The sequence below is a fragment of the Streptomyces gottesmaniae genome, from assembly GCF_031845845.1.
In the GTDB taxonomy this organism is placed as follows: Bacteria; Actinomycetota; Actinomycetes; order Streptomycetales; family Streptomycetaceae; genus Streptomyces; species Streptomyces akebiae.
The window spans coordinates 92,140-117,575 of sequence record NZ_JAVRFJ010000028.1; the positions used below are offsets into that span (position 1 = coordinate 92,140).

The following is a 25,436-nucleotide window of genomic DNA, read 5'->3' on the forward strand; positions in this document are numbered from 1 at the left end:
GCATCATCAGCGCCCACAGGGACGGCTCACGACCGCAGCCGATCGAACCGGAACGGTGTGAGAACGTCCGGCCGCCGCCCCGTGACGACGTACTCGGCCAGCCGCTGCCCCGTCACCGGCCCCAACGTCACCCCCAGCATCCCGTGCCCGGTCGCCGCGTACGCGTTGTCGACGCCCGGGACCCGGTCGACGACGGGCAGCCCGTCCGGGAGGAAGGGCCGTCCGCCCACCCACGGGTCGCGGATCAGGCCGACCAGGTCGTCCGGATCGTCGAACCAGCGGCCCAGATAGTGCCTGCTGGCGAGCGCGACGGCGACCACCCGGCGCCAGTCGAGGCGGTTGTTGTTGCCGCTCAGCTCCATCGTGCCGCCGATCCGCGTGGTGCCCCCGATCGGTGAGGCGACGGCCCGGCGCTCACCGAAGTACAGCGTGTGACGGGGCGCCGGATCCAGGTCCACGGAGAAGCTGTAGCCCTTGCCGGCCTGCAGCGGCAGTCGGCTCCCGAGGGCGCGCAGCAGCCCGGGGGACCGCATCCCGGCCGCGACGACCACGGCCGAGCAGGGGATGTCGCCCTGTGCGGTGCGCAGCGCGGTGACCCGTCCGGCGGTGGACCGGAACCCCGTGGCCTCGGCGTTCTCGTGGACCTTCACCCCGGCCGCGGCGAGCGCCTCCCCGAGCGCGCGGGCGAAGGCCTCCGGGTCGACCACGCCCTCCCCCTCCACCAGGTAGGCCGCGCGCACCTTGGCGGACAGCGCGTCGTCCAGCAGCCGGGCGTCGGCGCCCGTGGTGACGTCGTCGGGCAGCGGGTAGCGGCCGTCCGCCATCTCCCGCTGGATCGCGAGGTGATGGCGGGCCTCGGCCGGCGACAGGAAGGCGTGCACCATGCCGGGCCGGGTCAGCGTGGTGTCGATCCCCGCCTCGCGCAGGCCCTCGAAGAGTTCGAAGGTGGTGTCGTTCAGCTCGGCGATCGCCGCGTAGCCGTGCCGGAACGCGGCCGGTGTGCTGCTGCGCCAGAACCGCCACAGCCACCGTACGAACGCCGGGTCGGGCAGCGGCCGTAGATACAGGGGCGAGTCGGGGCGGCCGAGGGAGCGCAGCGCGTAGCGCAGGACGCCCGGGGCCGGCACCGGCGTCGAGTGGCTGAGGCAGACCCAGCCGGCGTTGCCCCGGGACACCCCGGAGCCCAGACCGCGCCGCTCGACGATCTCCACCGGCACCCCCGCCGCGGCCAGGTAGTACGCCGTGCACAGCCCCACGACGCCACCGCCGACGACCACGACCGGGGCGTCGCCGACCGGGCCCCCCGCGCCGGGCGCACCGGTCATGAGGTGGTCCCGTAGGAGGCGAGGAACTCCCGGGTGCGGGCGCGGGCCGGACGGTCGAGGACCTCCTCGGGACGGCCCTCCTCCACGATCCGGCCGCCGTCGACGAAGACGACGTGGTCGGAGACCTCGCGGGCGAAGGGCAGTTCGTGGGTGACCAGGAGCATGGTCATGCCGTCGGCGGCGAGTTCGCGCATCACGCTCAGTACCTCCCGGGTCGCCTCCGGGTCCAGGGAGGACGTGGGTTCGTCGAAGAGCAGCACTTCGGGGGTGAGGGCGAGGGCGCGTGCGATGGCGACGCGCTGCTGTTCGCCGCCGGAGAGCTGGTCGGGCAGGGCGAGGGCGCGGTGGGCGACCTTGACCCGGCGCAGCAGGGCGACGGCCCGTTCGAGTGCCTGTGGTTCGGGGACGCCTGCCTTGCGCTGGGCGAGGACGACGTTCTCGACGGCCGTGAGATGCGGGAAGAGGTTGAACCGTTGGAAGACCATGCCGACGGTGCGGCGCAGCCGGGCCAGGTCGCGGCAGACGGTGCGGCCGCCCTGGTGCACCACCTCCCCGGCGACCTCGACCGTGCCCCGGTCCGGGCGTTCGAGCAGGTTGACGCAGCGCATCAAGGTCGTCTTGCCGCCGCCGCTCTGTCCGATGACGCTCACGATGCGGCCGCGCGGGACCTCCAGGTGGACGTCGTCGAGGACGAGGCGGCCGTCGAAGGACTTGCTCAGGCCTTCGATGCGTACGACGGCCTCGGGGGCCGCCGCCGGAGTGGCGGCCCCGGGCTTCGCCGAGGTGACCGAGTCGCTCATGCCGTCGCCTCCTTCGGGCCGGCGTCCGCGCCGGTGTGCGTGATCAGGTCGGCGCCGAGCAGGGTGCGGGCCGCGCGCAGCCGTCGGCGGCGCCACGGGGACAGGGGGACACCGGCCCGTACCTTGCGTTCCAGGAACAGCAGGAGCTGGGAGAGGGGGTAGCAGAGGGCGAAGTAGACGGCCGAGATGACGAGGTACACCTCCAGGGCGCGGAAGGTGGCCGAGGTGATGAGCCGGCCCTCGGACATCAGCTCGGCGGCGGAGACGGTGACGAGCAGCGAGGTGGACTTCAGCAGGTCGACCAGCATGGTGTTGGTGCCGGGCAGCGCCTGCCGGACGGCCTGGGGCAGGATGATGTGGCCGAAGATGCCCGCCCTGCCCAGTCCCAGCGCCTCCCCCGCCTCCGTCTGTCCGGCGTGCACCCCGCTGATCGCGGAGCGGAAGATCTCGGAGAGATAGGCGGCGTAGAAGACGACGAGGCTGAGGCAGCCGGCCGTGAACACGTCCAGCCGGAGCCCGGCGGAGGCGAGGCCGAAGTAGGTCAGGAAGATGATGGCGAGCAGCGGGACGTTCTTGAAGACCTCGGTGTAGACGGCGGCCGCGGCACGGGCCGGCCAGGAGCCGCTCAGCCGGAGCAGGGCGACCGCGAGGCCGAGGAGGACGGCTCCGGCGAAGCTCACCGCCGTGTAGGACAGGGTGCGCCCGAGTGCGTCGAGCAGGTCGGGCCGGTAGTCGGACCAGGGGACTTCCAGAAAGGCGGCGAGATCGGACATGTCAGCCCCTCACCTCGCGGCGGACGGCGGGGTCCAGTCCTGGGGCCGGTCCACGCCCCGGCGTGCGGTGGCGACGTCGGCGGCCGGCTTCAGGAACTGTTCGGGGTCGCCGCCCCACTTCTCGACGAGCTTCGTCAGGTCGCCGTCGCCGTACATGGCGTCGATCTCGGCGGAGATCGCCTTCTCCAGCGCGGTGGCCTTCTTCGGGAGGTAGAAGCCGGTCTGGTAGGGCTGGAAGTACTGGTAGGCGGGCTCGGCCTTCACCTGCGCGGCGGTCGGCGGTGTCATGTACTGGGTGTCGATCTTCAGGTCGGGCCGTTCCTTCTGGGCCGCGATGATGAGCAGCGGGTCGAGGAAGCCGACGTCGATCCGGCCCGCGCCGAGGTCGTCGAAGACCCCGTTGGCGTCGGGGTAGGCGTGCAGCTCGGCGCCGGGGACGGCCTGGATGGACTTGACCCAGACATAGCCCTCGACCGTCCCGAGCCGCAGGCCCTCGAGGTCGTCGACGGTCCGGTACGTCTTCCCCGACCGCACGGCCATCGCCGGGGGCGAGTAGTAGGGCGGGTCCGTGAACAGTCCCTGCTTCTGCCGCTCCGCCGACCAGGCGACCCCGCCTATCGTGATGTCCACCCGGCGCGACTGCACCCCGGCGAGCATGCCGGCGAAGTCCGTGACCTGGGGCTCGACCCGGAGACCGAGCTCGTCGGCGACGTGGTTGAGGATGTCGCCGTCCAGCCCGACGATCTTGTCGCCCTGGACGCTGGTGTACGGCGCGTACGGCTGGACGGCGACCTTGAGGACGCCGGGGGTGAGGGTGCCGAGCGCGGCGGTCTTCGCGGACACGTTCTTCGGGCCGTCGTCGCCGTCCGCACCACAGGCACCGACGGTGGACAGCAGGAGGGTCGCGGACAGTGCGGCGACAAGTGGACGCAGACGGTTCATCGGCGTGGGCCTTCCGTTTCGGCCTGCGGGACCCGCCGTTCACCGCGATGTGCTGCGGCGGGATGGGATGTGCTGGGCCCAAAGGTATGAGCGGGCCGGGCCGGGGTCACTGTTCGCTTCGTACGAACTTGTGGTGGTCGATACCCCGTTCGCTGTACGGTGCGTCCAGCTCCGGTCCGTCCCCGACGGGAGGAAAGCCCGTGCTGAGCCCGTCGCTCGCGCAGGAGATCGCCGGTGACACCTCGGCGGTCATCGGTTTCAACGTGCTGATCACCGATGCGGAGGGCATGGTCATCGGCAGCGGTGACAGCAGCCGGGTCGGCACCTTCCACGAGGCCTCCGTCGAGGTGATCCGCACCCAGGAACCGGCCGCGCACACCGCCTCGGAGGCCCTTCGGCTGCGGGGCGTACGCTCCGGCATCACGCTGCCGCTGATCACGGACGGGCGGGCGGTGGGCACGGTCGGGATCACCGGAACCCCGGCCCAGGTCCGACGGTTCGGCCTGCTGGTGAAACGGCAGACGGAGATCCTGCTGCGTGAGTCGGTGATGCTGCGCTCCCGGCTGCTCGCCGAGCGGGCGGCCGAGAAGCTGTTCGCCGACATCGCCTCGTACGACCCGCAGGTGGTCGAGGGCGACTTCCTCCTCTTCCGCGCCGCCGAACTGGGCTTCGACCTGCGGCTGCCCCGGGTCGCGGTGGCCTTCGAGGTGACCGTGGCGGAGCCGGGGAACCGTCGGCACGGCGCGCCGACCCGGGACATGGCCCTGGTCCGCTCGGAGCTGCTCCGCACCGTCCGCGAGGTCTTCGCCGACCCCCAGGACATCGTGGCCGGCACGGCTCCCGGCCGGCTCGGCGTGCTGCACCGGCTGCGGCCCGACCGGACGACGGAGTCCCTGGTGGCGGACTGCCGCCGGGTCGGCGACGTCATCGCCGCGCAGAGCTCCCTCACCGCCCGCGCCGGCATCGGCGAGCCGGCCGACTCCGTCGGTGCGCTCCACGACTCCTACCAGGACGCGTGCGACGCGCTCCACCTGACCGCCCGGCGGACGAGCGGTTCGGCCGGGCGCCCGGCCGTCCGCGGGGCGGGCGGCGCCCCGGTCCATCTGATCGCCGATCTGCGGATCCACCAGCTCCTGGCGGCGGTGGGCCAGCCGACCCGCGGCCGGCTGCTCGCGGTGACGGCCGCGGAGCTGCGGGAGCAGCCGGACTGGCCGGTGCTCCGCGACACGGTCACCGCGTGGTGCGAGGGCGGCTTCAATCTCGTCCGGGCGGCCGAGGCGCTGCACGTCCACCGGAACACCGTGGTCTACCGCATGCAGAAGATCGAGCAGCTCACCGGCCGACCGCTGCGCGACCACCGCACCACCATGGCCCTGTACCTCGCCTGCCTCTCCGACGAGCTGGGCGGGGGCGGCGAGACACCCACCCGGCCCAAGGAGACCGCCGTCGACGACGTGCCGCCGAGACCCAGGCGTACGGGTTGAGGGGAAGCCCCTTCTCCATGACTGCCGCGGATCGGGGCCGAGAGACCGGCGGCCGGCCGGGGGCGGGTACGGTCGGCACCGATCGCCCGCGGGGGCCCGGTGACGGGCGGGTCGAGCGGTGCGGCCGGCGTGCCGCGCCCCGTCCTCCCGTGACCACCGGTCCGCCAGGTGCGGGACGCCCACGCTGTTCGGTTTCGTCCGGCCTCCTCCCGGTGACGTGGCACGTAGGGCTACGATCAATCGTCGACACGCAGGACGAGGCCCACCAGCGCTCATGCGCCTGACGCAGCGTCAGCGAGGTCAGCGAGGAGTCCTCGTGAGTCCGAACACGTCCACAGAGCCGACCCGGTAGCGCGAGGGAGACGCCGTGTTCTATTACCTGCTCAAGTACGTGCTTCTGGGACCCCTGCTGAGACTGGTCTTCCGGCCTCGCATCGAGGGCCTCGACAACGTGCCGTCGTCGGGCGCCGCCATCGTCGCGGGCAATCATCTGTCCTTCTCGGACCACTTCCTGATGCCCGCGATGCTCAAGCGCCGCATCACCTTCCTGGCGAAGGCCGAGTACTTCACCGGCCCCGGGCTCAAGGGCCGGTTGACGGCGTTCTTCTTCCACAGCGTCGGGCAGATCCCGGTCGACCGCTCCGGCAAGGAGGCGGGCCAGGCCGCCATCCGCGAGGGGCTCGGCGTGCTGAGCAAGGACGAACTCCTCGGCATCTACCCGGAGGGCACCCGCTCGCACGACGGCCGTCTCTACAAGGGCAAGGTCGGCGTCGCGGTCATGGCGCTCAAGGCCGGCGTGCCCGTCATCCCGTGCGCCATGATCGGCACCTTCGAGGCGCAGCCCCCGGGCAAGGTCATCCCGAACATCCACCCCGTCGTCATCCGCTTCGGCAAGCCCCTGGACTTCTCCCGCTACGAGGGCATGGAGAACGAGAAGGCCGTGCTGCGGGCCATCACCGACGAGATCATGTACGCGATCCTCACACTCTCCGAGCAGGAGTACGTCGACCAGTACGCGGCCGTCGTGAAGGCGGAGGAGGCCGCCGCGGCCAAGGAGCGCAAGTTCCCGCGCCTGCCACTGAGTTGAGCGGACCCGGGCGGATCACACCGAGTCGGGGCCTGCCCACGGCGGACGGTGTCCAGGCTTCCTAGCGCCCTGATGCCCTGATGTTCTGATGTCTCGGCGGCAGGGCGGCAGGAAGGCAAGGTGTTCTGCCGGTAGCAGAGCGTCCCGGCGCCCGGCACCCGGGCGTCGTACGGTCGGGGCCATGACACGACGTGCTGTGGTGGTCGGAGCGACGGGACAGATCGGCCGGGTGGCCGTGGGCGCGCTGGCGCGCGACGGGTGGGCGGTGACGGCCGTCTCGCGGGGCGGCGGCCGGGACGACGGCTGGCCCGAGGAGGTACGGACCGTCTCCGCCGACCGGAGCGACGACGCGGCGCTCGCGGCCGCGGTCGGTGACGGCTGCGACGTGCTGGTGGACATGGTCGCCTACGGTCCCGAACACGCCCGGCAGTTGCTGGCGCTGGCCGACCGGGTGGGCTCGGCGGTCGTCGTCTCCAGCGTCTCGGTGTACGAGGACGACAAGGGCCGCAACTTCGACACGCAGGCGGAGCCGGGCGGCTTCCCCGAGTACCCGCTGCCCCTGCCCGAGAGCCAGCGCACGATCCAGCCGGGCGACACCTCGTACAGCACCCGCAAGGCGGGCCTGGAGCGTGAACTCCTCGCCGGGGCCGACCGGTTGCCCACGACCCTGCTGCGCGCGGGCGCCATCCACGGGCCGCACTGCCGTACCCCGCGCGAGCTGTACTTCGTGAAGCGCAACCTGGACGGCAGAGAGCGCCGGATCCTCGCGCACGGCGGTGCCAGCCGCTTCCATCCGGCGAGCGTCCACAACATCGCCGAGCTGACCCGGCTGGCCGCCGCCCGGCCCGGTTCCCGGGCGCTGAACGCGGTCGACCCCGACGCACCCACCGTCGTGGAGATCGCCGCCGCCGTCGACGCGGTGATGGGCGTACGAACGGAGAACGTGCTCGTCGACGGCCCCGCCCCGTCGCCCACGGTGGGCCACACCCCGTGGTCCGTGCCGGTGCCCGTGGTGTGCGACATGTCCGCGGCCGAGCGGGAGTTGGGCTACCGGCCGGTGGTCCGGTACGCCGAGTCGCTGCCGGAGACGGTCGCCTGGATCGAGGGCCGGCTCGCGGGCGGACGGGACTGGCGGGAGGCCTACCCGAAGATGGCCGAGGTGTACGGGGACCTCTTCGACTACGCGGCGGAGGACGCCTGGCTGGCTGGACGCCAGGCGTGAGCACATGAGCACATGAGCGCACGAGCGAGGGGCGCACGAGCGAGGGGCGACCGTCATCGACGGTCGCCCCTCGCCGCTTTCACGGCCCTACGGCCCTGCTGGTCCTACGGGGTCGGCGTGGCGTGCGGGGCGCACGTCACGTCGGCCTTGCCCACCTCGCCGGTGAGCAGGTAGGTGTCCACGCGCTCGTTGACGCACGGGTTGACCAGGCCGGTGACTCCGTGGGAGCCGGCCTTCTTCTCCGTGATCAGCCGGGATCCCTTGAACCGCTTGTGCAGTTCGACGGCGCCCTCGTACGGCGTGGCCGCGTCCCGCTCGGACTGGACGATCAGGACGGGCGGCAGGCCCTTCCTGGTCTTCACGTCCACCGGGGTGTACTGCTTGGACGGCCAGGTGGCGCACGGCAGGTTCATCCAGGCGTTGGCCCAGGTCATGAACGGGTAGTTCTTGTGCAGCCGGGTGTTGTCGCGGTCCCACTTCTTCCAACTGGTGGGCCACTTGGCGTCGGTGCACTCGACCGCCGTGTAGACGGCGTTGCCGTTCTCGGAGGCGGCGTTGCCCGCGGTGTCGCCGAGGTCCGGGGCGGCCGCGTCGACGAGCGCCTGGGTGTCACCGGCGACGTACTTGCTCCACACCTGGGCGGTGGGCGCCCACGCGGAGTCGTAGTACGGGGCGCTCTGGAAGAAGGAGATCAGCTCGGCCGGACCGACCAGCCCGCCGATCGGGTTCTTCTTCGCGGTGGCGCGCAGCTTCAGCCAGTTCGCCTGCACCTTCGCCTGGGTGTCACCGAGGTGGTAGGTCGCGTCGTTCGCCGCGACCCACGTCGTCCAGTCCTTCCAGCGCATCTCGAAGGCGACGTCCTGGTCCAGGTTGGCCTGGTACCAGATCTTCTCGCGGGAGGGGTTCACCACGCTGTCGACGACCATGCGGCGCACGCGGTTCGGGAAGAGGGTGCCGTAGACGGCGCCGATGTACGTGCCGTACGAGACACCGAGGAAGTTGAGCTTCTTCTCCCCGAGGGCGGCCCGGATGACGTCCAGGTCACGCGCGGTGTTCGGGGTGGTCATGTGCGGCAGCATCGCGCCGCTGCGCTCCTTGCAGCCGGCCGCGTACTTCGCCGCGAGCTTCCGCTGCTTGCGCTTGTCGGCCTCGGAGTCCGGGACCGGGTCCATCTTGGGCGCCTTCACGAACTCCTCGGGGTCGGCACAGGAGATGGGCGCCGACTTGCCGACACCCCGCGGGTCGAAGCCCACGAAGTCGTAGGCCTTGGACGTGTTGACCCACAAGGGGTTCTTGGTCGTGACCCGACGCGGGAAGCGCAGGCCCGAGCCGCCCGGACCGCCGGGGTTGTAGACGAGCGCGCCCTGACGCTCCTCCTTCGTCCCGGTGTTGCCGATCCGGTCCACGGCCAGCTTGATCTGCTTGCCGTTCGGTTTGGCGTAGTCCAGCGGCACGGTGACCCAACCGCACTGGATGGGCTTCTCCAGCCCCCAGCTCTCGGGGCAGTCCTGCCAAGTGACGCCCTCCTTCGCCGCCTTCGCGGCGGCGACGGCGACACCCTTGGCCTCGCGGTCCCGCGCACTCGCGCCGTCCGCGGCGCCGGCCGCGGGCGCGGTGACAGCGCTGGCTATCAGGGTCGCCGTGACGAGCAGTCCGGCGGAGCCGAACGCTCCCGCCCTTCTCGTCGGCCTCATACCTCTCAAGAGGGAACTCCCCGTACATCGATTCGAAGTTTCGAATGGTCACGGGGATCCTCGTACCTGTGAGGCACCTGCGAACAGGGGGCCGACACGTTCTTTACTAATCCGATAACCGGTGCGGAAAGTCCCGTTCAGCGGATGCCGGAGCGCACGCCCGCTCAACCGTCCAGCTCGGCAAGGGCCTGGTCGAGCACGCGCCGCAGCCGCAGCGCGTCGGTCGCGAGCGCGCTGACGAGCACGGCGGGTCCGGCGAGCGGAGTGAGCGCGGCGGTCTCCGCCAGCACCCGCGGCTCGGGTTGCTCGACGACGAACTCCGGTCGTACGACGAGGAGTTGCCCCAACGCCCGGTGTCCGCCCAGCACCGCGGGTCCGTCCCAGCCGCCGGGCGCCCCGGGCCCACAGGCCACCTCCTGATCGAGCAACGGCCGCCCGTCGAGCAGCACGGTGAGCCGACTCCGCAACCGCCCCGGTTCCTCACCGGTCCGGCCGAGCACCTGCTCCTCGCGGAACACCAACCGCGCCCCGGCGGCGAGTTCGACCCGCGTCGAGACCGCCAGATCGCTGCCGTTGGCGGAGATCAACTGCTCGGGGAGCCACCGCAGTTCACCTCCCGCCGCCACGTCGATCCGTACGCCGTAGTGAGCCTCCCCCTTGGCCTGCCCCGGCAACGCGATCGTCGCGGCGGCCGACCCGACGTCCAGCCGGGCCCCCTCCCCGACCTCCGTCTCGACGGCGAACCGGTCCCCGCCGAGCGGCCCGCTCATCGCCCCGACCAGCATGACCCGCGCCGCGTCACCCCTCCCCCGGGTGCGGCGCAACGCCAGCGGCCCGTCGCTCTCCAGCACGGGCAGGGCCGTACCGCCCCGCCCGTCGACGCGGGCCGCGATACGCGCGGTGGCCCTGACGCCGGTGGTCCCCCTGTTCCGGTCCCGGCCCATGTCCCGGCCCCTGTCCCGGTCCCGGCCCCGGTCCCGGTCCACGGCAGCCCCTCGGACCGCCGTCATGCCGTCCACGCCGCGAGCTTCTCGCGCACCCAGGCGGCGACTTCCGCCACCCCCGACTCACCACGCAACGACTGGAACACCACCGGCAGCTGCGCACGCTGCGCCTTCGCGTCCGCGGCCATCCGGGCGAGGTCGGACCCGACGTACGGCGCGAGGTCCGTCTTGTTGACGACGAGCAGGTCGGCGGTGGTGACACCGGGCCCGCCCTTCCGGGGGATGTCGTCCCCGCCTGCCACGTCGATGACGAAGATCTGCGCGTCGACGAGCCCCTTGGAGAAGGTGGCGGTGAGGTTGTCACCGCCGGACTCGACGAGGATGAGGTCGAGCGGACCGACCTCGTCCTCCAGGTCCTCCACGGCCTCCAGGTTCGCGGAGATGTCGTCCCGGATGGCCGTGTGCGGGCACGCCCCCGTCTCCACGGCGGTGATCCGCTCCGGCGGCAACACGGCTTCCTTCAGCAGGAACTCGGCGTCCTCGCGCGTATAGATGTCGTTCGTCACGACCGCGAGCGACAACTCGTCCCGCAACGCCCGGCACAGCGCGGCGACCGTCGCCGTCTTACCGGACCCGACGGGCCCACCGAGCCCCACGCGCAGGGCACGCCGGGTCCCGTCGGGCCGATGCGCGTCCGCGCCGATGGCTGAGGGGCCGTCGTGGGAGTGGGTGTGGTCGAGATGCATGACTGCGGCTCCTTGTTCGGATGGGTCAGGTAGGACGGGTGCGGGTGGGTCGGGGTTCTCGCGCGGTTCCCCGCGCCCCTGGAAGGCCAGGCTTTGCGGGCCAGAAAGCACGGGGCCAGCCCCTGCTCTTCAGGGGCGCGGGGAACTGCGCGAACAACCCCCACTGGACGGACGTCCGGGGTCGAAGGGGCGCAGCCCCTGGAGGACGGGACGGGTAGGGGCGGCGGGGGCGAACCAGGCTCAGGACGCGAACAACCGCACCGGCCAAGCCGCATGCACCTCCGCGCTGATCTCCGACAACGGCCCGGAAGCCGCCGGCAGCACTCCCACGCCACCGACCGACACCCCTCGCGCCGCCTCGACCGCCGCCCCCACCACGACATCCATCTCAGGAGCCAACCGCGCCAACACCCCCGTCGCGGCGAAGGGATCGAGACTCAGCAACCGCACCGTCGCACTCGCCGCCCCACTCACGCTCTCGTACACGGAGCAGTACGCGGCATCGTCCGCACCGAGCCCGGCGCCCCGGGCCGCCACCCCCAGCACGACCGGCTGATGCGCCCCCTTGGGGAACACCCGCGCCACCGCGTCCAGTTCCCCGGAGGGCCACGTGGCCCGCGCCGCCCGCATCAACTGCCGCCCCAGCTTCCGCGAGGCGACCCGCAGCGCGAGCGACGGCGTACGGGCGTCGGCGGCCGCGTCCAGCTCGCCCGGGTCGACGCCCAGCGCGGCGGCCGCCGCGAGAGACGCCGACACCAGCCCGACGGTGTGCAGGCGCCCCCGGCAGAACGCCTCCAGCCCCTCCGCCCCGGTGATCGACCCCGCCTTGACGGCCGCCTCGGCCCCGCCGGAGTGCGCGTGCCCCCCGGCGGGAAAGCGGCCGTCGGCCAGGACGAGAAGAGTCGCCCGGGACATCAGAAGAGGAAGTAACGCTGGGCCATGGGCAGTTCGGCGGCCGGCGTGGCCTCCACCAACTCCCCGTCGATGTGCACGGCGAAGCTGTCGGGGTCGACGCGCACCTCGGGCCGCGCGTCGTTCTCCCGCATGTCGGCCTTGGTGACCCCCCGGGTCGACTCGATGGCCACGAACCGTTTCCCCAGCGACAGCCGCTCCGGCAGCCCGTCCTCGATGGCGAGCGGCGCCACGAAGTTGAACGAGTTCGCGGCGGGGGCCCGCCCGATCGCCCCGTACATGGGACGCGGCAGGATCGGCTGCGGCGTGGGGATGGAGGCGTTGGCGTCGCCCATCTGCGCGTACGCGATCTGCCCGCCCTTGATCACGAGCTGCGGCTTGACGCCGAAGAACGCCGGCTCCCACAGCACGAGGTCGGCGAGCTTCCCGCTCTCCACGGACCCGATCTCCCGGGCGAGGCCTTGCGCGAGCGCCGGGTTGATCGTGTACTTGGCGACATATCGACGTACTCGTCGGTTGTCCGCGCGCCCGTCACCGGGGAGCGCGCCGCGGCGCCTCTTCATCACGTGCGCGGTCTGCCAGGTCCGCAGGACGACCTCGCCGACCCGGCCCATGGCCTGCGCGTCGGAGGAGATGATCGAGATCGCGCCCAGGTCGTGCAGGATGTCCTCGGCGCCGATGGTCGACGGCCGGATCCGGGATTCGGCGAACGCCAGGTCCTCCGGCACGGCCGCGTTCAGGTGGTGGCAGACCATCAGCATGTCGAGGTGTTCCTCGGCGGTGTTGACGGTGTAGGGGCGGGTCGGGTTGGTGGAACTGGGCAGGACGTGCGGCTCGGAGACCACGGTCATGATGTCGGGCGCGTGGCCGCCGCCCGCGCCCTCGGTGTGGTACGCGTGGATGCCGCGTCCGGCGATCGCGGCGAGGGTGTCCCCCACGAAACCGGCCTCGTTGAGGGTGTCCGTGTGGATGGCGACCTGGATGCCGGTCCGTTCGGCGACCGTCAGCGAGGCGTCGATGACGGCGGGGGTCGAGCCCCAGTCCTCGTGCAGCTTGAGGCCGAGGGCGCCGCCACGGATCTGGGACAGCATCGCCTCGTGCGAGACCGTGTTGCCCTTGCCGAGGAAGCCGATGTTGAGCGGGTACTGCTCCATCGCCTCCAGCATCCGGGCGAGGTGCCACGGGCCGGGGGTGACGGTCGTGGCCTTCGAGCCCTCCGCCGGTCCCGTGCCGCCGCCGACCAGGGTCGTGACACCGGACGACAGGGCCTCGTCGGCGATCTGCGGACAGATGAAGTGGACGTGGGCGTCGATGGCGCCCGCGGTGACGATCCGCCCGTTGCCCGCGATGATCTCCGTCTCGGGACCGATGACGAGGTCGGGGTGGATGCCGTCCATGGTGTCGGGGTTGCCGGCCTTGCCGATACCGGTGATCCGGCCGTCACGGATACCGATGTCGGCCTTGACGATGCCCCAGTGGTCGATGATCACCGCGCCGGTGATGACCGTGTCCGGTGTGCCTTCTGCGCGCGTAGCACGCGCCTGCCCCATGGACTCGCGGATGACCTTGCCGCCGCCGAACACGGCCTCGTCCCCGGCGAGTCCGGGCCCGCCGGAGCGGTCCTCCTCGATCTCGACGAGCAGATCGGTGTCGGCGAGCCGGATGCGGTCTCCGGTGGTGGGGCCGAACAGGTCGGCGTACGCGGCACGCGAGATCTCAGGCATCGAGAGCACCTCCGGTCTCCCCGCGCAGGCCGGGCACGACACGGGCGCCGGTGAGCGGTACGAGTTCGACGTCGACGGGGATCCCGGGCTCGAAACGCACGGCGGTGCCGGCGGCGACGTTCAGCCGCTTGCCGCGCGCGGCGGCGCGGTCGAACTCCAGGCCGGGGTTGGCCTCGGCGAAGTGGTAGTGGGAGCCGACCTGGACGGGCCGGTCGGCGGCGTTGAGGACGGTGAGCCGGGTGACCTCACGGCCCTCGTTGTAGACGATCGGATCCGAGGCGAACAGGATCTCTCCGGGAATCACGGGCACTCCCCCTCAGACGATCGGGTCGTGGACGGTGACGAGCTTGGTGCCGTCCGGGAAGGTCGCCTCGACCTGGACGTCGTGGATCATCTCGGGGATGCCCTCCATGACATCGTCCCGGGTGAGCAACTGCCGCCCGGACGCCATGAGTTCGGCCACCGTACGGCCGTCCCGCGCGCCTTCGAGGAGGTGCGCGGTGATGAGCGCGACGGCCTCGGGGTGGTTCAGCTTCAGGCCGCGGGCCCGGCGCCTCTCCGCCACGTCGGCCGCCACATGGATCAGCAGCCTCTCCTGCTCGTGCGGGGTCAGTTGCACGGCGTCCACCTCACATCCTCGCTCCGGACCGTGCGGGATCCGGTTGCCTCACCACCGGGCAAATTCGCTGGTGGCGTGGCCGCAGGCTAATTGGGCGGCGTTTCGGCGACGTTAACCGGACCGTGATCCCCGCGCGCCGGACCGTGGTCCCCGCGCCGCGCCCGCCCCGCCGCCTGCCGGGTGCTCCCTCCCCCGGCAGGCACCGCACGTCCCCGCCCGGTCCCGCTCAGTCCCGGGCCTGCGGGTCCCCCATGCTCGTCAGCGCCTTCACTCCCAGCTCGACCACCTGGATCGGCACGTCCCCGAAGAGCGCGTACTGGGCGGCGAACCCCTGGGCGAGCGCCACCATGGTCCGCGCGACGCTGATCGCGGGAATGTCGGCCCGCATCAGACCGGCGTCCTGGTACCCCTCGACGATCTTGATCCACGGCTTGCGGACCTGGGCGAAACCGTCCTCCAGGATGGCGTGCAGCTCGGGGTTGCGCAGCGTCTCGGCCCACACCTGCACCATCAGCCTCGGATACAGGGACTCCCCCGCCTCCCCCAGCGACGGCTGCCGGTGCAGGATCCGGCGCATGACGGTGCCGATCAGCACATCCGGCGGCGGAGGCGGGCCCTCCTTCGCGGCCTCCTCGAACGCCTCGCGCACCTCACCGAGGACCGTGCGGACGATCGCGGCGATCAGCTCCTCCTTGCCGCTGAAGTACCGGTAGACCGCCCCGGCCGAAAGGTCGGCCTCCTTCAGCACGTCCTGCATGGACGTGGCATGGAAGCCGTTGCGGGCGAAGCAGCGGGCGGCGGCGTCGAGGATCTGGCGGCGGCGGGCGTCTAGACGCTCCTGGGATACGCGGGGCATGCCACCAAACGTAAAACGAACGTTCCTTCTTGACAAGCGCGACACCCCGGAGCATGGTGATTTCAAGAAAACGAACGATCCTTCTTTTTAAGGAGAGGCCATGTCCGCCCCATCCGCTGCACCCACCGCGCCCCAGGCCACCGGTACGGTGCCCACGACCCCCTCGCTACCCCCCGGCCGCCGCATGGTCGCGGTGATCGTCCTGATCCCGCTCGTCGCGGCGCTCGCGCTCTGGGCCTTCGCCTGGCCCAACGCCCGCACCGCACCCCGCGACCTGCCGCTCGGCGTGGCCGGACCGGCGACCGCCGTGGCCCAGGTCGAGCAGCAACTGAAGCAGCGGGACGGCGCGTTCGAGATCCACCGCTACGCCGACGAGGCGGCCGCGCGGGACGCGATCGAGGACCGGACCGTATACGGCGCGGTGGTCGTCACCCGGTCCGGGCCCAAGCTGCTCACCGCCTCGGCCGCGAGCCCGATGGTCGCCCAGCTACTGCAGCAGGCCGTGACGCAGCAGGCCGCCGAGGAAGGCGTCCGGGTGACGACCACCGACGTGGTGGCCGGCCCGGCGAACGACCCGCGGGGCGCGGCCTTCGGTTCGAGCGTGCTGCCCCTGGCCCTGGCCGGTACGGCGTCCGGCGCCATGGTCACCCTGTTCGGGCTGCGCCGTGGGCGCGCGGTCGGCGCGTTGATCGGGGCCGCCGCGCTGGTCGGGACCGCTGCCGCCACCCTCGCCGACAGCTGGCTCGGCCTGCTCGGCGGCCACTGGTGGGCCGAAGCCGGTGTGCTGAGCCTGGCGACCCTGGCCGTCGGCGCCACCGTGGCCGGACTCGCCTCCCTGCTGGGCCGGGCGGGCCTCGGTCTGGGCGCCCTGTTGATCGTGTTCCTCGGCAACCCGTTCGCGGGCGCCTCCTCGGCACCCCAGATGCTCCCCGAGCCGGTGGGCACCCTGGGTCAGCTCCTCCCGCCGGGTGCGGGGGCGTCGCTCCTGAGGTCGGTGGCGTTCTTCGACGGCGCCGGTGCCCTGGCCCCGACCCTGGTGCTGACCGCGTGGGCCGCCCTCGGTCTGACGGCGATCCTCCTGGGCGACCTGCTCAAGCGCCGCACCCGGTCCAGCGAACCGTCCACCCCGACCCCGGCCCCGGTCCCGGCCCACTGACTCGCCCGACCGCTGCCCCGCACGGCCGTCGCCCCCGCTGTAGCGGACGGGGGCGCACGGTCGTTTCGGCGGCGGTCATCGGGCAACCGTCACGGGCAGCGCTCCGCCGGGCGCGTGCGTTCCGGGGAGTGCGCGTTCGGAGAGTGTGCGCGTTCGGGCATGCTCCTGGCAGCCCTCATCCGGCAGCACTGACGTGCGGTGCCGGCGTGGCGCGGCGCCATCAGGAAGCCCCCGGCCCCCTATGCTCGGCCGCGATGCCGAACCGCTGCTGCTCCCGCGCCGCGGGTGCGACCTCGCGGACTCGGGAGACGGCGCTGATCACCGGCTCGTCGGCCGGCTCCTGAAGGGCTTCGAGCTGCTCCAGGTCGACTGCGGAGACGAGGGCGACGAGGGGCTTTCCGTGCCGCGTCACGACGACGCGCTCGCCGCCGTAGACCACGCGGTTGATCAGATCGGCGAGCTCAGCCCTGGCTTGCGTCACCGGAATCTCGTAGGCCATGGAGCCCAGCTTAGACCTGGCGCCCCGCACCACCCCGGCCGGAAGATCCCCTTCCGGCCCCTCCGCCGATCCCGCCCCCACCCCCGCCCGCGCGCCGCCCGACGACCCGAACCGCTCACACGTTCCCTGCGGAGCCGGCTCCATGGGAATTTTCGCTTTCGGCCGATCCCCTCCTCCCCGCATACGTACGTCCTGTACATTTTTGACAGAGTCGATCAGAGGAGGCGTGTCCCATGCCCGCGAACCGACCGTCGGCCCGCCAGGTGCTGCCCGAGTTCACCGAGCGCACCAGTGCGGGTCACCGAACGATGGATCCGTACGCCAAGTTGCTGGAAGAACGGATCGTGTTCCTCGGGACGCAGATCGACGACACGTCGGCGAACGACGTGATGGCGCAGTTCATGCACCTTGAGCACCAGTCGCCGGACCGCGACATCTCGCTGTACATCAACTCGCCCGGCGGCTCGTTCAGCGCGATGACGGCGATCTACGACACCCTCCGCTTCGTCACCTGCGACGTGGAGACCGTCTGCCTGGGGCAGGCGGGTTCGGCCGCCGCGGTGCTGCTCGCGGCGGGCACACCGGGCAAGCGGTTCATGCTTCCGGGGGCGCGCGTACTGATCCACCAGCCCGCGGTGGCCGGCCGGATCGAGGGACAGGCCAGCGATCTGGCGATCCAGGCCCAGGAACTGACGCGCAATCGCCGCAGGCTGGAGGAGATGCTCGTCCGGCACACGGGCCGGAGCCCGGAGCGGATCAGCGCCGACATCGAGCGGGACAAGTTCCTCGACGCGGAGGCGGCGGTGGAGTACGGCCTGGCCGATCGGGTGATCCCGAGCCACAGGACCACGCGCACGCTCCCCGGCGCGAGGTGAGCCGTCGATGCTCCCGCCCGAACTGCCGCCGTTGCCCGCGCTCACGCGCGCCGAGGCCGAGCTGATCGACCGTTACCTGGACGTCGTCGATCTGCTCGGCCGGATCAATCCGGCCCGACCGGGCGATACGTACCGCGGGTTGCGCGCGGCGCAGGCGCTCGTAGCCAAGGCGACCGCTCTGCGCGACGCGCTCGAACTGATGCACAGGCGCGGGGAGAACGAGGTGCACGCCCCGACGCTCGCGCGAGCCCTGCGGGTCCTGGACGGCGAGCGACGGGCGGGCCGGGTGGCGTTGCCGCCGGAGCCCGAGGACTCGCCGGCCTGAACCGACCCCGGGGCGGTCGCCGTACTACTGACGGGGCGTCCGGTCCAGGTTTCGTGCCGTCCGGACGGCCTACCGCGATCGACCTATCGGCCCATACGTCGTGAGGACCTGTGAAGTTGCGCAACATGGCTGGCACGCGGCCGGAACACCTCATTCCGGTGCTGGTGCGGACGTCCTCGACCGCCTGGACACACCAGCCGAAAACGTTCTGTCCACCCGAACGGGCGAGTGGTGAGTAAGACCACAAATCCACGGTTCCGTTGGGATTTTCGGACGTCCGTACGCCAAGATCCCTTCCTGACGACAAGCCCCCGCCGCAGCGGCGGGGCGATCCGGGTGGACGCCGAGTCCTGCCGCTACCCGGATGACCGGTCGACAGAAGTGCATCGGCAGGAGTGGAGGACCCAAGCACGACGGGTCGCCGGAACGGTCAAGCCATGACCGCGCCGAGCAGCCCTTGGGGTGAAGCCGCGTCAGCGGCCGGGCAACTTCGCCAGCCCGAATCCGACAGGTCATCCTTCACAGGCGGCTGACGAAGGGTTGCGCATGACTGCGCTGAATCGTGTCCCGTCGCTGTTGACCCGGGCCGGCACGGCCTCGGCTCTGACCATCGCCGCTGTCAGCGGCAGCATCGTGGTCCCGGGCGTCGCAGCCGACGCCGAGGCCGCCACGGTGGCGTCGAAGGCACTCAAGGTCGCGGCTTCCAAGAAGGGCTCCCCTTACAAGTACGGCGCCACGGGCCCGAGCAGGTTCGACTGCTCAGGGCTGACGCTCTACTCGTTCAAGAAGGCGGGCAAGAAGCTGCCCCGTACTGCTCAGCAGCAGTACAACAAGACGAAGCACATCTCCGCGAGCAGCCGCAAGCTCGGAGACCTGGTCTTCTTCCACTCGGGCTCGAACGTCTACCACGTCGGTATCTACGCGGGGAAGGGAAAGATCTGGCACTCGCCGAAGACGGGTGACGTCGTCCGACTGCAGAAGCTCTGGACGAAGAACGTCTGGTACGGCCGGGTCCGCTGACCCACCGTCGGGGGCGGCTGAGTTCTCCGCCGCCCCCGGCAGGCGTGCGACCGGCGGTTTTGGATACCCGTTCGACCATGGCCGACGAACGCACCCGCCCCGCACGCAACGAGACCCCCCTCGAACGCGCCGACCGCAACTTCGCCGAGCTGCTCCAGGAGTTGCGCGTCACCCAGACGGGTGTCCAGATCCTCTTCGCGTTCCTGTTGACGTTGGCCTTCACCCCGCGCTTCCCCGACCTTGACTCGGTCCAGCGCGCCACGTACGTCGTCACCCTGCTGCTCGCGGTCCTCGCGGCGACGCTCTTCACCGCCCCGGCCGCCCTGCACCGCTCGCTCTTCCAGCAGAACGCCAAGCCCGTCATCGTCCAGGTCTCGTCCCGGCTGGCCAGCGCGGGGTTGATCGTGCTGATGCCGGCCTTCACCGGATCCGTCCTGCTCGTCGTGGACGTGACGCTCGGCCGGAAGGCCGGGATCGCCGCCGGGGCCGGCACCTTCCTCATCTGCCTGCTCCTGTGGGCCGTGCTCCCGAAACTGGTGGGCCGTCTCTCCGACCGCGCCGACCGCGCGGACTCGACGACACCGGAACGGCCACCAACACCGGCGCAGCCCGCGGACAAGGCCACGAACACAACCACGTCCACGCCCACGTCTACGCCCCCGAACACGGACACGGACACGGATCTCGTCAGGTCTCCTGCGGACCGCTCGCGCTGACCGGCTGCGCGGGGACCGTCCACGGCAGTTCGATCGCCACTGTCTTACCGCCCTCCCGGGTGGGTCTGACGCTGAGCCTGCCGCCGCACTCGGCGGTCAGCCAGCGGATGATGACCATGCCCCGGCCGTTGTCCTGCTGGACGGCGGCCGGCAGCCGTTTCGGGAAGCGTGGATGGCTGTCGGTGACACCGATACGCAGCTGCTCGTCCCGGTCGAGGGCGACGTCCACGGTGAACGTGGGTGACTGACCGAGAGTGTGCTGGACGGCGTTGGTGGCGAGTTCGGACACGATCAGGCGCACGGTGTCCGCGATGTCGGTGTCGCCCGGCAGGCCCCATTCGGCGAGCACGTCGGCGACGTAGTTCCGGGCCGTGGACACCGAGGCGGGATCGCTCGGCAGAGTGACGGATGCTTCCAGGTGATCTGCCATGGCGAGGCGTCCCTTTCCCACGGGACCGGTGTCCGACAGGGAGCGGATGGTTCGACTACGGTCCCGGACTGGTGCTTCGCGCCAGACTGCCACTACCTGGGCTGTCACGGGTGGCGATCCACCAAGATATGCATATATCTGTCGCTCGAAGCGGTGAACTATCCGACGGCCGAGCGTATTTGGATGGGGTTGTCGTCCATCCTCTGTCGTCACCCCGACCTTCGCGCGCCGGGCGGAAGGAGAATCCCATGCAGTACGGTCCGGCGGTGCGCCGCCGCAGGCTCGGTGCCGAGTTGCGTGTCCTGCGCACCCGTTCCGCGCTCACCAGTATCGAGGCGGCCCATCGCGTGGGCTGGCACCAGTCCAAGGTGAGCCGGATCGAGACGGGGGCCAGCGGGGTGAAGCCCGCGGACGTACGCAAGCTCCTGGACGCGTACGGGGTCGACGACACCGAATTACGGGAGCTGCTCCTGGCGTTGGCGGGCTCCGAGGACGGCGGCGGGCGGCACAACTGGTGGCACGCGTACCGGGGCGTACTGCCGCCGACGTACCGGGACTTCATCAGCCTGGAGTCGCAGGCCGGGGGGATGCGGACGCTGGAGACCTCGGTGGTGCCGGGTCTGCTGCAGATTCCTGAGTACGCGCGGGCGGTGACACGGGCCGCGGTGGAGGGGCTGGAAGACGACAAACTCGACGCGCTCGTGGAGGTGCGGCTGGCGCGGCAGGAGGTGCTGCGCGGGAACCCGCCGCTGAAGCTGAGTGCCGTGCTCGACGAGGGCGTTCTGCGACGTGAGGTGGGCGGGCCCGAGATCATGGCCCGGCAGTTGGACCGGCTGGTCGAGGCGGCCCGCCTTCCCCAGGTGCGACTGCAGGTGCTGCCGTTCACTGCCGGGGCCCACATCGGCGTCACGGGCCCTTTCGTAATTTTCTCATTTAGGAGCACATCTGATCTGGACGTGGTTGTTCTCGACCACTTGACGAGTAGCCTCTACCTCGAACGGAAAGAAGACCTCAAGGCGTATGTCGAGGCCTTCAACGCCCTTCAGATCCACGCCCTTTCGCCCGAGGACTCGTTGGATTACATCGCCGGGCTAGCCGCCGGCGCGTAAGGAGGCACCATGTCCGCACTGCCTCGGAACGTACCCACCAGTACCGAACTACGCGGAGTGCGATGGCTGCGCAGCAGTCGCAGCACGGGAATGAACAACTGCGTGGAGACGGCCCGTCCCGCGTCCGGCCGCTGGGCCGGCCTGGTGGCCGTACGCGATTCGAAGAACACGGCGGGGCCCGCCCTGCTGTTCGAACCCGACGCCTGGGAGGGATTCATCACCACGCTGCGGTGACCACCACCGACAGCGTTCGTACTTCCGCTTACGGCGACGCCCGGCCCTGACGCCGACTCACGGTCGTGTATCGCCGATGATCCCCACGGCCCGGTCGATCTGCTCCCGCGTGAGATCCGCGCGGGCGGTCAGCCGCAGCCTGGAAACGCCGTCGGGCACGGACGGTGGGCGGAAACAGCCGACGGCGAGACCCGCCGCACGGCAGTCCGCCGCCCACCGCACCGCCTGATCCGGCGACGGCGCGCGTACGGACACCACGGCGGCGTCGGGCCGCACCGCTTCATGGCCCGACGCCGTCAGCCGTGTGTGCAGTTCCCGCGCCACCTCCCGGGCCCGCGCGGCGCGCTCCGGCTCACGGCGCAGCAGCCGGAGCGCGGCGAGTGCCGCGCCGGTGGCCGCCGGGGCGAGGCCGGTGTCGAAGATGAACGTCCGGGCCGCGTTGACCAGGTGGTCGATGACCTTCGCGGGGCCGAGCACGGCACCGCCCTGGCTGCCCAGCGACTTCGACAGCGTGACCGTCACGACCACGTCGGGGTCGCCCGCGAGCCCCGCCGCGTACGGCGCGCCCCGGCCGCCGTCGCCGAGCACCCCGAGCCCGTGCGCGTCGTCCACCACGAGCCCGGCGCCGAACGCACGGCAGGCGGCGGCGAGGGAGGCCAGCGGGGCGGCGTCGCCGTCCACGGAGAACACCGTGTCCGAGACGGCGACGGCGGGCACCCCACCGCCCGTCGCCAGCGCCTTGCGGACCGCCTCCGGATCGGCGTGCGCCACCACCTGGGTGGTGCCCCGGGCCAGTCGGCAGCCGTCGATGAGGGAGGCGTGGTTGCCGGCGTCCGAGACGATCAGGGAGCCGTGCGGGGCGAGCGCGGTCACGGCGGCGAGGTTGGCCGCGTAGCCGGAGGAGAAGACGAGGGCGGCCTCGAAGCCGCAGAAGTCGGCGAGTTCACGCTCCAGCTCGCCGTGCAGTTCGGTGGTGCCGGTGACGAGACGGGAGCCGGTGGCACCGCCGCCCCACCGGCGCGCGGCCTCGGCGGCGGCCTCGGTGATCTCGGGGTGCCGGGCCAGACCCAGGTAGTCGTTGCTCGCGAGGTCGAGGAGCGGCGAGTCGGCGGGACGGGGGCGCAGGGTCCGTACGAGACCGGCCCGGCGGCGTGCCGAGGCCTGCTCGTCGATCCAGCCGAACGCCATGGGTCCTCCGGGGTGGTGTGGGCAGCCTCCGGCGCCGGGCTGTCGTGGACGGCACGGCGGGGGCTTTTGTAGGCAGTGCACAGACACTAACGGGCCGACCAGCCGCCCACGATGTGGCAATACCCACACGTCGATCCCACTCTGTTGTCCGAACTCTCCTTGGCCGGGAGCGGTCCCGTAGGACAGGATCGGCTCTCATGGACCTGCTGAACACGCTGGTGGACAAGGGGCTCCGGCGCGAGCCGCTGAGCCGTGCCGAGGCGCTCGCCGTCCTCGGCACCTCCGACGACGAGCTGTTGGACGTGGTGGCCGCGGCCGGGAAGGTACGCCGACACTGGTTCGGGCGCCGGGTGAAACTGAACTATCTGGTCAACCTCAAGTCCGGGCTGTGTCCCGAGGACTGTTCCTACTGCTCGCAGCGGCTCGGCTCGACCGCCGGCATCCTGAAGTACACCTGGCTCAAGCCCCACGAGGCCTCCGAGGCCGCCGCGGCCGGGCTCGCCGGGGGCGCCAAGCGGGTCTGTCTGGTGGCGTCCGGGCGCGGCCCGACCGACCGGGACGTCGACCGGGTCTCCGACACCATCAAGGCGATCAAGGACCGACACGAGGACGTCGAGGTGTGCGCCTGCCTCGGTCTGCTCTCCGACGGTCAGGCCGAACGCCTGCGCGAGGCGGGCGCGGACGCCTACAACCACAACCTGAACACGTCCGAGGCGACGTACGGCGAGATCACCACGACCCACACGTACGCCGACCGGGTGGACACGGTGCGCAAGGCGCACGCGGCGGGTCTGTCGGCCTGCTCGGGTCTGATCGCGGGCATGGGCGAGAGCGACGAGGACCTGGTCGACGTGGTCTTCTCGCTGCGCGAGCTGGACCCGGACTCCGTTCCGGTGAACTTCCTGATCCCGTTCGAGGGCACCCCGCTCGCCAAGGAGTGGAACCTGACCCCGCAGCGCTGTCTGCGGATCCTGGCGATGGTGCGGTTCGTCTGTCCCGACAGCGAGGTGCGCATCGCGGGCGGCCGGGAGGTCCATCTCCGCTCGATGCAGCCGCTCGCCCTGCACCTGGCCAACTCGATCTTCCTCGGCGACTACCTCACCAGTGAGGGCCAGGCGGGCAAGGCCGACCTGGAGATGATCGCGGACGCCGGCTTCGAGGTGGAGGGCGCCGACCAGGTGACGCTCCCGGAGCACCGGGCGACCGTGGCCGCCGGCGGGGGCTGTGGGTCCGGGGAGAGGGCGGGGTGCGGATCGCACGCCGGGGGCGGCTGCGGGTCGCACGAGGACGAAGGAGCGGGCGCGGGCGCGGGCGCGGGTTGCGGCTCGCACGCGGGGGGTGGCGTGTGCGGTTCCGCCGCCCAGGCCCCGGTTGCCGCGACGCCGGCCGGCGAGGCCCGTACGGATCTGGTGGCCGTACGCCGCCGGGGCGCCGGAACCGACCTCGCGCCCAATGCCTGAGCCGACCGGCCTGAGCGTGCCCGAGCTGGTGGAACTCGACCGGCGGCATGTGTGGCACCCCTACGGGCCCATGCCGGGTCGGCAGGAACCGCTCGTCGTGCAGTCGGCGAGCGGGGTCCGGCTGAAGCTCGCGGACGGCTCGGGCGAGTTGGTCGACGGCATGTCGTCGTGGTGGTCGGCGATCCACGGCTACAACCACCCCGTCCTCAACGAGGCGGCGCGCGAGCAGCTCGGCCGGATGAGTCATGTGATGTTCGGCGGCCTCACCCATGAGCCCGCCGTGCGGCTGGCGAAGCACCTCGTCGACATGTCGCCCGAGGGCCTGGAGCATGTGTTCCTGGCCGACTCGGGGTCGGTCTCCGTCGAGGTGGCGGTGAAGATGTGCCTGCAGTACTGGCGCTCGCTGGGCCGTCCCGGCAAGCGGCGGCTGCTGACCTGGCGCGGTGGTTACCACGGCGACACCTGGCAGCCCATGTCGGTGTGCGACCCCGAGGGCGGGATGCACGAGCTGTGGCAGGGCGTCCTGCCCCGGCAGGTGTTCGTGGACCCGCCGCCGGTCGAGTTCGACGAGGCGTACGCGCGGTCGCTGCGCTCGACGATCGAGCGGCACGCGGACGAGCTGGCGGCCGTGATCGTGGAGCCCGTGGTCCAGGGAGCGGGCGGGATGCGCTTCCACTCCCCCGCGTACCTGCGGGTGCTGCGCGAGGCGTGCGACGCGCATGACGTGCTGCTGGTGTTCGACGAGATCGCCACCGGGTTCGGGCGTACGGGGGCGTTGTTCGCGGCGGACCACGCGGCCGTGACGCCGGACGTGATGTGTGTCGGCAAGGCGCTGACCGGTGGTTACCTGACGCTGGCGGCGGCGCTGTGCACGGCCCGGGTGGCCGACGGGATCTCGCGGGGCGAGGTCCCGGTGCTGGCACATGGGCCGACCTTCATGGGCAATCCGCTGGCGGCGGCCGTCGCCTGTGCCTCGATCGAGCTGCTGCTGGGCCAGGACTGGCTCGCGGAGGTCAAGCGGATCGAGGCGGGGCTGCGGGAAGGCCTGGCGCCGGTGCGCGAGGTGCCTGGGGTGACGGACGTACGGGTCCTCGGCGCGATCGGTGTGGTGCAGCTCGACCACGCGGTGGACATGCGGGCGGCCACGGAGGCCGCCGTGCGCGAGGGCGTGTGGCTGCGGCCGTTCCGCGACCTCGTCTACACGATGCCGCCGTACGTCACGGGCGACGAGGACGTGGCACGGATCGCGCGCGCGGTGTGCGCGGCGGCCACGGCGGGATGACGGAACGGAAGAGG

General features: G+C 71.5%; 27 protein-coding genes and 1 riboswitch. Of the genes, 12 read left to right on the forward strand and 15 right to left on the reverse strand.

The features are described from left to right. Nucleotides 1–26 precede the first annotated feature (26 nt). The 4 genes from RM704_RS28600 to RM704_RS28615 are packed head-to-tail and all read right to left on the reverse strand — an operon-like array spanning nt 27 to nt 3,840. Nucleotides 27–1,325: an NAD(P)/FAD-dependent oxidoreductase gene (locus RM704_RS28600; RefSeq protein WP_033529038.1), complete on the reverse strand. Its 1,299-nt coding sequence runs from the start codon at nt 1,323–1,325 to the stop codon at nt 27–29. Continuing rightward, nucleotides 1,322–2,125, reverse strand: coding sequence for an amino acid ABC transporter ATP-binding protein (locus RM704_RS28605; protein ID WP_033529037.1), 804 nt, complete (start codon nt 2,123–2,125; stop codon nt 1,322–1,324). Before RM704_RS28605 ends, RM704_RS28600 begins: the two co-directional genes overlap by 4 nt. Next, nucleotides 2,122–2,898, reverse strand: coding sequence for an amino acid ABC transporter permease (locus RM704_RS28610; RefSeq protein ID WP_033529036.1), 777 nt, complete (start codon nt 2,896–2,898; stop codon nt 2,122–2,124). Before RM704_RS28610 ends, RM704_RS28605 begins: the two co-directional genes overlap by 4 nt. A gap of 9 nt (nt 2,899–2,907) precedes the next feature. Next, complete coding sequence (locus tag RM704_RS28615) at nt 2,908–3,840, reverse strand: substrate-binding periplasmic protein (RefSeq protein ID WP_033529035.1); 933 nt, start codon at nt 3,838–3,840, stop codon at nt 2,908–2,910. A 200-nt stretch (nt 3,841–4,040) separates the two neighbouring features. Between RM704_RS28615 and RM704_RS28620 the strand changes: the two genes are divergently transcribed. From RM704_RS28620 to RM704_RS28630, 3 genes are all read left to right on the forward strand, one after another. Next, nucleotides 4,041–5,324, forward strand: coding sequence for a CdaR family transcriptional regulator (locus tag RM704_RS28620; RefSeq protein WP_063774495.1), 1,284 nt, complete (start codon nt 4,041–4,043; stop codon nt 5,322–5,324). Nucleotides 5,325–5,691: 367 nt separating this feature from the next. Next, nucleotides 5,692–6,411: a lysophospholipid acyltransferase family protein gene (locus RM704_RS28625; protein ID WP_033529034.1), complete on the forward strand. Its 720-nt coding sequence runs from the start codon at nt 5,692–5,694 to the stop codon at nt 6,409–6,411. A 196-nt stretch (nt 6,412–6,607) separates the two neighbouring features. Next, nucleotides 6,608–7,633 (forward strand): NAD-dependent epimerase/dehydratase family protein, encoded by a 1,026-nt coding sequence (locus tag RM704_RS28630; protein WP_033529033.1) that lies wholly within the window; start codon nt 6,608–6,610, stop codon nt 7,631–7,633. 104 nt (nt 7,634–7,737) lie between these two features. On the opposite strand, the gene RM704_RS28635 is transcribed toward RM704_RS28630, so the two are convergent. The 8 genes from RM704_RS28635 to RM704_RS28670 form a co-directional block, all read right to left on the reverse strand. Then, nucleotides 7,738–9,327: an alpha/beta hydrolase gene (locus RM704_RS28635; RefSeq protein WP_033529032.1), complete on the reverse strand. Its 1,590-nt coding sequence runs from the start codon at nt 9,325–9,327 to the stop codon at nt 7,738–7,740. A gap of 164 nt (nt 9,328–9,491) precedes the next feature. Beyond that, the gene (locus RM704_RS28640; RefSeq protein WP_438828960.1) at nt 9,492–10,346 is read right to left on the reverse strand and encodes an urease accessory protein UreD; all 855 of its coding nucleotides are present in this window, start codon (nt 10,344–10,346) and stop codon (nt 9,492–9,494) included. Continuing rightward, nucleotides 10,334–11,017 (reverse strand): urease accessory protein UreG, encoded by a 684-nt coding sequence (gene ureG / locus RM704_RS28645; RefSeq protein ID WP_033529031.1) that lies wholly within the window; start codon nt 11,015–11,017, stop codon nt 10,334–10,336. Before ureG ends, RM704_RS28640 begins: the two co-directional genes overlap by 13 nt. Before the next feature lie 240 nt (nt 11,018–11,257). After that, nucleotides 11,258–11,932, reverse strand: a complete 675-nt coding sequence (locus RM704_RS28650; protein ID WP_033529030.1) for an urease accessory protein UreF — start codon at nt 11,930–11,932, stop codon at nt 11,258–11,260. Continuing rightward, complete coding sequence (locus RM704_RS28655) at nt 11,932–13,653, reverse strand: urease subunit alpha (protein WP_033529029.1); 1,722 nt, start codon at nt 13,651–13,653, stop codon at nt 11,932–11,934. The genes RM704_RS28650 and RM704_RS28655 overlap by 1 nt, the downstream gene beginning before the upstream one ends. Beyond that, nucleotides 13,646–13,957, reverse strand: coding sequence for an urease subunit beta (locus RM704_RS28660; protein WP_033529028.1), 312 nt, complete (start codon nt 13,955–13,957; stop codon nt 13,646–13,648). The genes RM704_RS28655 and RM704_RS28660 overlap by 8 nt, the downstream gene beginning before the upstream one ends. Before the next feature lie 12 nt (nt 13,958–13,969). Then, the gene (locus tag RM704_RS28665; protein WP_033529112.1) at nt 13,970–14,272 is read right to left on the reverse strand and encodes an urease subunit gamma; all 303 of its coding nucleotides are present in this window, start codon (nt 14,270–14,272) and stop codon (nt 13,970–13,972) included. Nucleotides 14,273–14,498: 226 nt separating this feature from the next. Beyond that, nucleotides 14,499–15,128 (reverse strand): TetR/AcrR family transcriptional regulator, encoded by a 630-nt coding sequence (locus tag RM704_RS28670; RefSeq protein ID WP_033529027.1) that lies wholly within the window; start codon nt 15,126–15,128, stop codon nt 14,499–14,501. A 100-nt stretch (nt 15,129–15,228) separates the two neighbouring features. On the opposite strand from RM704_RS28670, the gene RM704_RS28675 reads away from it, so the two are divergent. Then, nucleotides 15,229–16,284, forward strand: a complete 1,056-nt coding sequence (locus RM704_RS28675; RefSeq protein ID WP_033529026.1) for an ABC transporter permease — start codon at nt 15,229–15,231, stop codon at nt 16,282–16,284. A 220-nt stretch (nt 16,285–16,504) separates the two neighbouring features. Here RM704_RS28675 and RM704_RS28680 read toward each other — a convergent pair whose 3' ends face one another. Then, entirely contained in the window at nt 16,505–16,783 is a 279-nt protein-coding gene (locus RM704_RS28680; protein WP_033529111.1) for a type II toxin-antitoxin system Phd/YefM family antitoxin, read from the reverse strand. A 233-nt stretch (nt 16,784–17,016) separates the two neighbouring features. On the opposite strand from RM704_RS28680, the gene RM704_RS28685 reads away from it, so the two are divergent. The 4 genes from RM704_RS28685 (at nt 17,017) to RM704_RS28700 (ending at nt 19,719) form a co-directional block, all read left to right on the forward strand. Further along, a complete protein-coding gene (locus tag RM704_RS28685) occupies nt 17,017–17,658 on the forward strand; it encodes an ATP-dependent Clp protease proteolytic subunit (RefSeq protein ID WP_033529025.1) in 642 nt (213 codons plus the stop codon). 7 nt (nt 17,659–17,665) lie between these two features. Beyond that, nucleotides 17,666–17,983 (forward strand): hypothetical protein, encoded by a 318-nt coding sequence (locus RM704_RS28690; RefSeq protein WP_033529024.1) that lies wholly within the window; start codon nt 17,666–17,668, stop codon nt 17,981–17,983. Between the two features lie 372 nt (nt 17,984–18,355). After that, nucleotides 18,356–18,526, forward strand: a riboswitch (cyclic di-AMP (ydaO/yuaA leader). 3 nt (nt 18,527–18,529) lie between these two features. Beyond that, a complete protein-coding gene (locus tag RM704_RS28695) occupies nt 18,530–19,003 on the forward strand; it encodes a C40 family peptidase (protein WP_033529023.1) in 474 nt (157 codons plus the stop codon). Between the two features lie 77 nt (nt 19,004–19,080). Then, on the forward strand, nt 19,081–19,719 hold the full coding sequence (locus RM704_RS28700) for a DUF6328 family protein (RefSeq protein ID WP_311591357.1): 639 nt from the start codon (nt 19,081–19,083) through the stop codon (nt 19,717–19,719). Here the strand turns inward: RM704_RS28700 and RM704_RS28705 are convergent. Beyond that, a complete protein-coding gene (locus RM704_RS28705; RefSeq protein ID WP_033529022.1) occupies nt 19,691–20,149 on the reverse strand; it encodes an ATP-binding protein in 459 nt (152 codons plus the stop codon). The two genes, RM704_RS28700 and RM704_RS28705, sit on opposite strands and share 29 nt — an antisense overlap. Before the next feature lie 248 nt (nt 20,150–20,397). Between RM704_RS28705 and RM704_RS28710 the strand changes: the two genes are divergently transcribed. Continuing rightward, entirely contained in the window at nt 20,398–21,258 is an 861-nt protein-coding gene (locus RM704_RS28710; protein ID WP_033529021.1) for a helix-turn-helix domain-containing protein, read from the forward strand. A gap of 9 nt (nt 21,259–21,267) precedes the next feature. Next, nucleotides 21,268–21,492 (forward strand): DUF397 domain-containing protein, encoded by a 225-nt coding sequence (locus RM704_RS28715; protein WP_033529020.1) that lies wholly within the window; start codon nt 21,268–21,270, stop codon nt 21,490–21,492. A gap of 57 nt (nt 21,493–21,549) precedes the next feature. Here RM704_RS28715 and RM704_RS28720 read toward each other — a convergent pair whose 3' ends face one another. After that, the gene (locus tag RM704_RS28720) at nt 21,550–22,680 is read right to left on the reverse strand and encodes an 8-amino-7-oxononanoate synthase (protein WP_033529019.1); all 1,131 of its coding nucleotides are present in this window, start codon (nt 22,678–22,680) and stop codon (nt 21,550–21,552) included. A 197-nt stretch (nt 22,681–22,877) separates the two neighbouring features. Between RM704_RS28720 and bioB the strand changes: the two genes are divergently transcribed. Together bioB and RM704_RS28730 are read left to right on the forward strand one after the other, a co-directional pair. Beyond that, entirely contained in the window at nt 22,878–24,140 is a 1,263-nt protein-coding gene (bioB, locus tag RM704_RS28725) for a biotin synthase BioB (RefSeq protein WP_033529018.1), read from the forward strand. Continuing rightward, nucleotides 24,133–25,422, forward strand: a complete 1,290-nt coding sequence (locus tag RM704_RS28730) for an adenosylmethionine--8-amino-7-oxononanoate transaminase (RefSeq protein ID WP_033529017.1) — start codon at nt 24,133–24,135, stop codon at nt 25,420–25,422. Before bioB ends, RM704_RS28730 begins: the two co-directional genes overlap by 8 nt. Nucleotides 25,423–25,436: the final 14 nt, after the last annotated feature.